Genomic DNA, 604 nt, shown 5'->3' with positions numbered 1-604 from the left:
CGCATCATTGCCAGTTGGCGCAGCGGATCATTCAGCGGCTCATGCACGGCGGTGGCCAGCCACTGCGGGCACTGCGGGTCGGTGCGCTGCGGGGTGAAGTCGGCCAGTTGCTGCAGCAAGGTTTTTTGCAGTTGGTCCAGCCGTGGTCGGATCTGTTTTACCAAGTCCGGGCGCGGGTCGTCCGGGGCTTTGCCCTGGAACTGCCAGTCGGACAGGTGGGTGTATTGCACCAGCTTATTGGCTTCGATCTGCGCCGAGAAAAATTGCTCGGCGGCAGAAGGGTCGAGTTTGTAGTTGGGAGCTTGGGCGGCGACGCTGGCGATCACCTCTTGTTCGCGCTTTTTGTCCTCTACGGGCTTGTGGCTGTCCCATTTGATCAGGGCTACCTGATCGGCAATCTCCAGGCGCTCGGCGATGCTGTTGAGCAAAGGCTCCAGAGTGGGCGGCGCTGCGCTGGCACTGACGCTGACAAATAACAGAGCGAACACAAGTCGATGTTTCAAAGCGGATCTCCTGTGGGAACTGGCTTGCCTGCGATGCGGGCAACTCGGGGCATCAGGTATACCCAGCGGATGCCATCGCAGGCAAGCCAGCTCCGACATTT

At 60.3% G+C, this 604-nt stretch carries 1 protein-coding gene; it reads right to left on the bottom strand.

Translation table 11 applies throughout. The features are described from left to right. The coding region (locus FEM54_RS33640; RefSeq protein WP_240792845.1) for a chorismate mutase at window positions 1-503 on the bottom strand (503 nt) is incomplete at its 3' end. Window positions 504-604: the final 101 nt, after the last annotated feature.

Origin of the sequence: Pseudomonas edaphica (assembly GCF_005863185.1) — a bacterium.
GTDB classification, from domain to species: domain Bacteria; phylum Pseudomonadota; class Gammaproteobacteria; order Pseudomonadales; family Pseudomonadaceae; genus Aquipseudomonas; species Aquipseudomonas edaphica.
This window is presented reverse-complemented; position numbering and strand designations above follow the sequence as displayed.